Consider the following 8,070-nt stretch of genomic DNA (forward strand, 5'->3'; position numbering starts at 1 on the left):
AATGGGCGGGGATGCTTCGGCACCCCGCCCATTTTTTGCCTTGGTCTCGCTTCGGTCCGGCCTGGCGTTTCAGTCTTGCGATCGACCGGGCAAAGTCAGCACGAACCGCGCGCCCTTGCGCCCGCCATCCTGCCCCGAACCTGCCTGCCCCGCCACGACCAGATCCCCGCCCATCGCCCGCGCCAGGCGCCGCGAGATATAAAGACCGAGCCCGCTGCCCCCGTCGCCGGTGCGCCCGAGCCGTTCGAACTTGTCGAACACGCGCGAGGCCTGGTCTTCGTGCAACCCTTCGCCTTCGTCGCTGACCGCGATCCAGGCCGTCCCGACATCGCCGCCGGTCTCGATCCTGACGCTCGAATGCTCGGGTCCATAGCGAATCGCGTTGGTCAAAAGATTGAGCAGGATCTGCAATACCCGACGAAACTCGCCGATCGCCGGGACGCGCTGGTCGTCGGGCGGTGTGATCAGGGCAATACCGCGCTCGGCTGCGCGCATCGCAAGAATGCCGGCAGCACGCCGCGCGCAATCGGCCAGATCGATGCGATCGGGCGCGGGGCTGAATTCGGGCGCTTCGACGGCGTCGAGATCGGCCAGATCTTCGACCAGCGCGAGCAAGTGGCGCCCGGCTTCGGCAATATCGGCGGCATAGCCCGCGTATTCGTCAACCAGAGGCCCGGCCAGCCGTGTGCGGATCGTTTCCGCATTGGCGACAATACGATTGATCGGCTGGCGCAATGCCGGCGCAAGATCGCGCCCGATCAGCCGGGTCCAGCCCTGCGGCGGCGCAGGCGCGGGCTCAGGCGACACACTTCCGGGAATTTCACTCACGCCATCGGCCAGCACGAGCAGATCGAACCCCGCCTCGCCGCGCGGCAGCAACCGCGCGCGCCAGACTCGGGGCGAACCGGCAAGACGAAACGCGACATCGTCGATCAGCCGCCAATGCAGCGGCTGACGATGCGCCACGCCGAGCAGATCGACCGCTTCGCTCCACGGACGGCCCCGATCGGCCAGCCAACGTTCGGCAAGCCCGGCAAGCGCCGGCGCATCGGCAGCCATGTCATGATCGGCAGCGCGCACATCGGCCGCCAGCACACGCTGATCGGCATCGAGCACGGCATGAACCGCCGCAATCTGATAGAGCAACGATTCGCCCGGTCCGCTATCGGGCACGGCCTCGCCTGCCAGGCGCCAGTGGCTGAGGGCAATGCGCGTGCCTGCCCCATCGGGCGCGACTTGCGCGAAAAAGGCGATCGGCTTGCCTTCATCGACGGCGCCGAGCATGCCTGACTGCGCAATCCCCGAAGCCCGCGTCCTGCGCACCAGCGTCAGCAAGGCCGGCACGGCAACGATCCCCGGCAAATCGCCACCGCAACGCAACTGCAACCCTGCGAGCGGCTCATCCGCCTCGATCAGCCGGTCGGCTTCGTCGCACAGGCCAAGGACTGCGGGATGGTTGCTCATCGCGCCGCCCCCAGCGCCGTTTCGGCAGCCGCCGCATCATGCACCGCATCGACCAGCGCCCAATCGGCATCGGGACGCAGCGCCAGCAACTGGTGCGCCGCCTCGTCGCGCGAAAGCCCGGCGGCGCGCAACAGCAGCGCAAGGCGAAGCGCATCGTCTTCCGCACAGGCCAGGATCACCGCTTCGCGCGGATGGCCCGAAGCGATCGCCAGGGCGGTAAAAAACAGCGGTACGCCCGCCTCGTCGAGGCGCAGCGCCATGACCATGTCTTCGCCCAGCCCCGCCACGACGCGGTAAAGCAAGGCCAGCCGCCCGTGCCCCTCGTCGGGCGCGACACGATGCGGCACCTCGGCCATCAGCGCGGCCTCGCTGCGATCGGCGCGCGCCGCGCCGAGCATCGCACGGGCCAGATTCTGCAAATCGGCAGGCAGTTCGGTCAAAGGCAGGCTCATGCGCCGCACGTTTTCGCCGAGCCGGGTCTGCGCCGCCAGCAGAGCGGTGCTCACCGCCGCGACATCGTCGCCCACGCCGCTCGCATCGATCCGCCGACGCATCAACGGGGGCAACACCGGATCGATCCCGCGCCGCGCCGCCAGCGTCATCGCCAGACGCCATTCGACCGCGAGCGCATGACAGTGTGCCAGGATCGCGCGATTGGCCGCCAGCATGTCGCGCAGCGGATCGATCAGCGCATGATCCGCACCAGCGAGTTGCGCGGCAAGATCGCGCATCAGTGCGCGCACCCGCGCGACCGTCTCGTCATCGAGCAGGCGACAGGGGCCCAGCGCAACCTGTCGTGCAAGCAAGTCGGCCGCGGCGGCAAGGCGTTCGTCCGCAGCAGCCACCGCCTGTTCCGGGTCCATCGTCTGCCGCGCTTCGGCCTCGCCGGAAAATGCTGCCTGTGCCATGCGCGCCAGCCTAATCGCGGCTGGTTAAATCGGCGTTAGCCGATGGGCCACGCGGCGGCGTGATCACCATGGCCCAGACGATCAGCCCGAGCACGGCGGCGCGCAAGACAAAGTCGAACGGCAAAAGCGCGCTTGTCACCGCAAAGCCGAGCCCGGCGACGAAGCGGTCGCGCAGCCACCATGTCCAGCGCCCTTCGGGCACCACGCGCGGCAGGAAATGCAACAGCAGCATGAAGATCAACGGCGGAAACCAGCCGATGCCAAACGGTACGCCGGCCACCTGCGAAAGCTCGCTGCGCCAGATGGCCAGCAGCACGAAAGCGCCATCGATCGCCAGTTCGAACCACACGCCGGTCGGGGCATGCCTGCCGGTTTCGAGCAACGATTGCCGTTCGATCCGCGCCATCAAGGTCGCAACCCGTGCCAGCACCCAGGCCACGGCAAGCAAGACAAAGCCCGGCGTGCGCCAGCCGAACCAGCCCGACCCCACGGCCAGCAACAAGGCAACCACCCCGCCCATCGCGACCACCCACGGCCGCGTTCCGGCATGGAGCAGAGCCGGCCCGGCGCCATGCACTGTCTGACCGGCAATCCATTCGCCCGGGCTGCGGACATGCGCGCTGGCCGTATGCAGCCGCAGCCAGACCGGCTCGATCGCGTGCGCCTCGTCCTCGCTGCGGACCAGCGTCCAGCGTCCATCGGCAAGCAAGGCGGACGGCAAAAGCCGCAAGGGCACCCGCCCCTGTACGGCAAGCCGCAACAGCGCGGCATGGGCATTCCATTCGGGCGGCAGTTCGCCCAGCCCCATGACCAGCCGACCGGGCATGCGAATCATGCCGGCGAAAGCGTGATTGATGTCGATCCGTTCAAATCCGGCGGCGACCCCCGTTTCGACCGGCAGCGCCAGCACGCATGGTCCTTCTTCGAGCTTGGCCAGCGCGGCATCGGGCATGACCAGCAGCCCGTCGGCCAGGACGAACAGTTCGTCTTCGGCAGTGACCAGCGGCAAAAGGGCATGGCCGCTGGCAATGACGTGAAACCGCGCGCCGCCCGCCTCGGCGGCGTGCTGCAATGCGATGACTTCGCCCGTCAGCCCCTCGGTCACCACGATGATGCGGGTACAGCCCAAAGCGAGCGCAAGCCCAAGCTGATGCCGGGCCAGCGATCGCCCGCCGATCGTCAGATACCCGCGCAAGCCCTGCGGCTCGCCGGCAACGGCATCCGTGAGTGACAGCAAGGCGACCCGCAAGAACCCAATTCTCCTGTTTGCAACCAGACACGCGCGCCCAGATCGCGCTGCAACAATCGGCTGGGAAAGCCCCCCCGGGCCGTTCCGCCACACCATGGCGTCTTCGCATCCTAGGCGGTGCATACGATCCTGCCAAGCCACCGGCAACGATCGCTTAACACATTAACGAAATTCGGAAAATCAGGGGTTGGGATCGATTTCCGCCAGCAAGGCGCGAATTTTCCGCAGCACCACCGGATCGCCGGGTGCGCCCGCGATCGCCTGATCTGCCAGCGCGATCAGTTCATCCCCATGAAACGTCGCGGCCAGCCCTTTCAGCCGTTCTGCCGCCACGCGCCAATTGGCATCGCAGCGCGCGCGTTCCAGCAAGTCGACCGCAGCCAGCGCGCTGTCGAGAAAAGCCCGGCGCAATTCGCGCAACAGCGCCGGATCATCGCCCAACGCCGAAACCAGATGTGCATCGATCGCTTCGCCGAGATAAGCCATGGCTCAGCCAATGCCACACCCCCGGTTAAGGCGGGGTTACACAGTCCCTGCAAAGCGTGATAAGGATAGGCGCATGAACGGGGGAACACGCATCATCGCGCTCGACGGCAGCCAGTTGGCAGGCGATCCGATCAAGGATTCCGAAATCCTTGCCGACCGTACGCTGACAGCGGACGACGGTGCAGCGGACGACGGTGCAGGCGTTCCGGCGGAGTGGACGGCATCGAGCCGCTTGCGCTGGGTGGTGCCGGTGCTGGCTGCGCTGCTGATCTGCGGCTGGAGCGTGCTGTTCGTGGCGGGCAAGGCATCGGCGTTGCGCGCAGCCCCCACGCCCGACATGCTGGTCGATCTGATCGCCGTCTGGGCGCTGCCGGTCATGCTGGTGCTGACAGGCGTGCTGATCGCGCGGACCACTTTGCGCGATGCCAGCCGTCATGCCGCCGTCATTCACGCCCTGGCCGCCGAAAGCCGCGAACTCGATCGGCGGCTGCGCTCGATGAATGTCGAATTGTCGCTGGCGCGCGATTTCATCGCCGCGCAAAGCCGAGATCTCGAATCGCTGGGCCGGGTAGCGGTCGATCGGCTGTCGGGCTCGGCCGATCGGCTCAAGGATCTGATCGCCGATCAGGGCAAGGATATGGACCACATCGGCACGGTCGCCGCCAAGGCGCTCGACAATGTCGAAACCTTGCGCGCGCACCTGCCGGTCATCAGCAATTCGGCCAAGGATGCCGCCAATTCGATCGCCAATGCCGGGCGCACCGCCGAAAGCCAGCTTGACGACCTGATCGCCGGGTTCAACCGGCTCAACGAATTCGGCATCGCCAGCGGGCGCAAAGTCGAAGACGTCCAGCGCCAGGTCGATAGTGCGCTCGATGCCTTTGCGCTGGCCACCGAACGCATCGGACTGGCCGGCGAAGTCCGCCTGCGCGCGATCATCGACGAACTCGACACGCAGCGCACGCGTATCGACCGCGAGGAAATCGCCGCGCTTGCCGCGATCCGCGCCCGCGCCGAAACATTGGCAAACGAACTGGCCGCGCAACGCGAAGTCCTGTCCCGCGCCGAAGAAGACAGCCTGGGCGCGCTGGCCACCCGCATTGCCGCTCTCGACGGCGATGTGCGCAAAGTCGCTGCGGCGCTGGCCCGGGCGATCGAGGAAGTCGGGCGCGACCATGATGACCTGATCGCCGCCTCGCGCGACCGGCTGCGCCGCTTCGAAGAAAGCGCGGGCGCCCTGGGCCGCGCGCTGATCGACGAAGCCGGGCATGTCGATGATACCCTGGCCATGCGGCGTCATGCGCTCGAAGCCGCGCTCAATGCCACCGCCGACGGGTTTGCCACCCGGCTCGATGCGATCGACAGCGCGATCGGCCAGCGGCGCGCCGCGATGGCCGCCGCCGCCGCCGATATGGCCGATGCGATCGATTCGCGCCTGATCCGGATCGACGGCACGATCGATGCGCAGCGTCAGCGCCAGATCGACAATATCGAGAAACTGGCCGCGACCTGCGATGTCCTGTCCGAACGCGTCGCCGCCTTTGCCACGGTGATCGACAGCACCGCCGAGCAAGGATCGCGCACGGCGGCCACAGTCGACGGCGCGCTGGCGACACTGACCAACCGGCTCAACGCCGCGCGCGGCGCGCTGGGCGGAACCGACGAAACGGTCGTCGGGCTGACCGACGCGGCGGTACGCCTGCTCGAACTGATCGAAGCGGCGAGCGAACACACCCGGACACAGATCCCCGAAGCGCTGCGCAGCGCGGTCGCCGGGCTCGACGGCGTCGAAGGGCGCGTGGTCATCGTGCGCGATACCTTGCGTGAGGCGGGTCAGGCCGGGCGGACTTTGTCGGGCGAGATCGATGCCGCCGGTGCGCGCGCGGGCTCGGTGCTGGGCGAAGTAACCGCGATCAACGATACCGTGCTGGCGCGCGCCGCCGAACAGGAAAAGCGGCTCGCCAACGTGCGCGACATCCTGCGCGCCGCACAGGGCGACAGCGACATGCTGACCGGATCGATCGAACGGCGCCTCGCCGGTGCGATTGCCGAGCTGGAAGCCGCCGCGCACAAGGCCGGAGCCGACCTGAGCGAAGCCACCGCGACGGAAATCAGCGCGCTCGCCACGCGTTTCGGCGAGGAAACCAGCGCCGCACTGGCCCGTGTCATTCAGGGGCGCGGCGCACAACTGATCGCCCGGCTCGAAGAAGCGATGGACAGCGCCTCAAGCTCCGCGCGCGAAACCGCCGTGCAGATGCGCGATCAACTGGCCAAGATCGACGAACTGGCCGGCAATCTCGAAAGCCGCGTCGGCCGCGCCCGCGAACGCGCAGAGGAACACGTCGACAGCGATTTTGCCCGGCGCACCGCGCTGATCACCGAAAGCCTCAATTCGACCGCAATCGATGTCGCGCGCATCCTGTCGACCGAAGTCTCGGAAAGCGCCTGGGCCTCGTATCTGCGCGGCGAACGCGGCATTTTCACGCGCCGCGCGGTGTCCCTGCTCGATGCCGCCGACGTCCGCACGGTGCAGCACCATTACGAAAACAACGAAGAATTCCGCGTCCACGTCAATCGCTACATCCACGATTTCGAAGGCATGCTGCGCCAGTTGCTGTCCACCCGCGACGGCAATGCGCTCGGCGTCACGCTGCTGTCGTCCGACATGGGCAAACTCTATGTCGCGCTGGCGCAGGGGATCGAGCGGCTGCGGACGTGATCACTCCCAGAATGCCACACAGCGCACTTCGATCGAGCTGCGCACATGGGCATCGGCAAAGCTGGTGTCGCGAAATGCGGTGTGGGGGCAGCGCCAGGTGACCGAATGGTCGCTGTCATAGAATTTGAACAGCAGCACATCGTCGCGCGTCATGTTCGAAAAATACCACCAGGCGTGGCCCGGCCGATAGCGCAGGATCGTCGCCGCGATCATCTCGTCCTCACCCGGCACCGGGGCCGTCAGCGCCGCACCGGTCGGAAAACTGTCGACCACGAACAGCGTGTTCGATGCCAGTTCATCGCCGACGATCGTGCGCCCGTCCATCACCGCCAAAGGCCAGTCCTGCGGCGGCGGGGACCATGTCCGCCAGAATGAAAAGCAGCAATGCCGCTTGTAGCCCGGCCCGTCGGGACGCTTCGTCTCATACATCCGCCGCCCGGCGGCCTCTCCGGTACGCGGGTTGTAATCGATATGCGCTTCGCCCGCTTGCGGCTGAAGCCCGCCCTTGTGCTGATAGCCCGCCACTTTTTGCGCGGCGCGCGTCGACAGATCGGCGCTGGTCCGGCGCATCCAGCCCTGCACTGTGACAAAGCTCGCCCCGGTCAGCGCCTTGACCGCTTCGGCCACTTCGCTCTCGTAAAGCGCATCGACTTCGCCGGCATCGTTGAAATCGCCGACGCGCGAGACATGGCGGGCAAGCATGAAGCCATGGGTGTCGAGGCGGAAGGTATCACGGATCGGCATCGCATCGTGGACGATCATGTCATGATCGACATAGTCGCCGGTGTTGATCTCCGCCCCCTGGCTGACATAGCGCCGCGTGACATAGTCGCCATCGCCCAGATAGCGGATTTTCGCCTGCGTCGCGCGTATCCGTGGCTGTTCCAGAACCTCGCCCATTGCTTTTCCCCGCTCTTGCCGGCTTTGCCGCACATCCTATCATTTGTTATTTTTTACACAAGTCATGGGCGCGCGCGATCGCGGCCTTGCTGCGCCCCTCCCCGTACGGCTATGGCGTTCACTCATCGGGTCATTTAACCTGTGTCGTCTCCACGGGCAGCGTTCAGATTGCAGCCGAAGATCGACCTGAGTGAATAGGCGGCGCTTGCCATAAACCCGGCCACGGATTGAGATATATTACTGTTTTTTCAGAAATATCCGCTCGTCCTGAGCTTGTCGAAGGACGCGCGCGACGGTTGGCCAGGTGAGAGGTAAGTGCGCAGCGCAAGCCTCGGCGCGCGTCC

At 66.5% G+C, this 8,070-nt stretch carries 6 protein-coding genes; 1 reads left to right on the forward strand and 5 read right to left on the reverse strand.

Translation table 11 applies throughout. The features are described 5' to 3' along the window. Positions 1–69: 69 nt before the first annotated feature. The 4 genes from AQZ50_RS04355 to AQZ50_RS04370 form a co-directional block, all read right to left on the reverse strand. Positions 70–1,464 (reverse strand): sensor histidine kinase, encoded by a 1,395-nt coding sequence (locus tag AQZ50_RS04355; RefSeq protein WP_067743097.1) that lies wholly within the window; start codon positions 1,462–1,464, stop codon positions 70–72. Then, on the reverse strand, positions 1,461–2,372 hold the full coding sequence (locus AQZ50_RS04360; RefSeq protein WP_231730106.1) for a hypothetical protein: 912 nt from the start codon (positions 2,370–2,372) through the stop codon (positions 1,461–1,463). Before AQZ50_RS04360 ends, AQZ50_RS04355 begins: the two co-directional genes overlap by 4 nt. A 10-nt stretch (positions 2,373–2,382) precedes the next feature. Then, positions 2,383–3,609, reverse strand: a complete 1,227-nt coding sequence (locus AQZ50_RS04365) for a hypothetical protein (protein ID WP_067743827.1) — start codon at positions 3,607–3,609, stop codon at positions 2,383–2,385. Positions 3,610–3,801: 192 nt separating this feature from the next. Beyond that, positions 3,802–4,107, reverse strand: a complete 306-nt coding sequence (locus AQZ50_RS04370; RefSeq protein ID WP_067743100.1) for a hypothetical protein — start codon at positions 4,105–4,107, stop codon at positions 3,802–3,804. 73 nt (positions 4,108–4,180) lie between these two features. Between AQZ50_RS04370 and AQZ50_RS04375 the strand changes: the two genes are divergently transcribed. After that, the gene (locus AQZ50_RS04375; RefSeq protein WP_067743103.1) at positions 4,181–6,826 is read left to right on the forward strand and encodes a coiled-coil domain-containing protein; all 2,646 of its coding nucleotides are present in this window, start codon (positions 4,181–4,183) and stop codon (positions 6,824–6,826) included. Here AQZ50_RS04375 and AQZ50_RS04380 read toward each other — a convergent pair whose 3' ends face one another. Continuing rightward, complete coding sequence (locus AQZ50_RS04380) at positions 6,827–7,726, reverse strand: CmcJ/NvfI family oxidoreductase (protein ID WP_067743105.1); 900 nt, start codon at positions 7,724–7,726, stop codon at positions 6,827–6,829. Positions 7,727–8,070: the final 344 nt, after the last annotated feature.

The organism is Novosphingobium sp. Fuku2-ISO-50, assembly GCF_001519055.1.
Taxonomy (GTDB): domain Bacteria; phylum Pseudomonadota; class Alphaproteobacteria; order Sphingomonadales; family Sphingomonadaceae; genus Novosphingobium.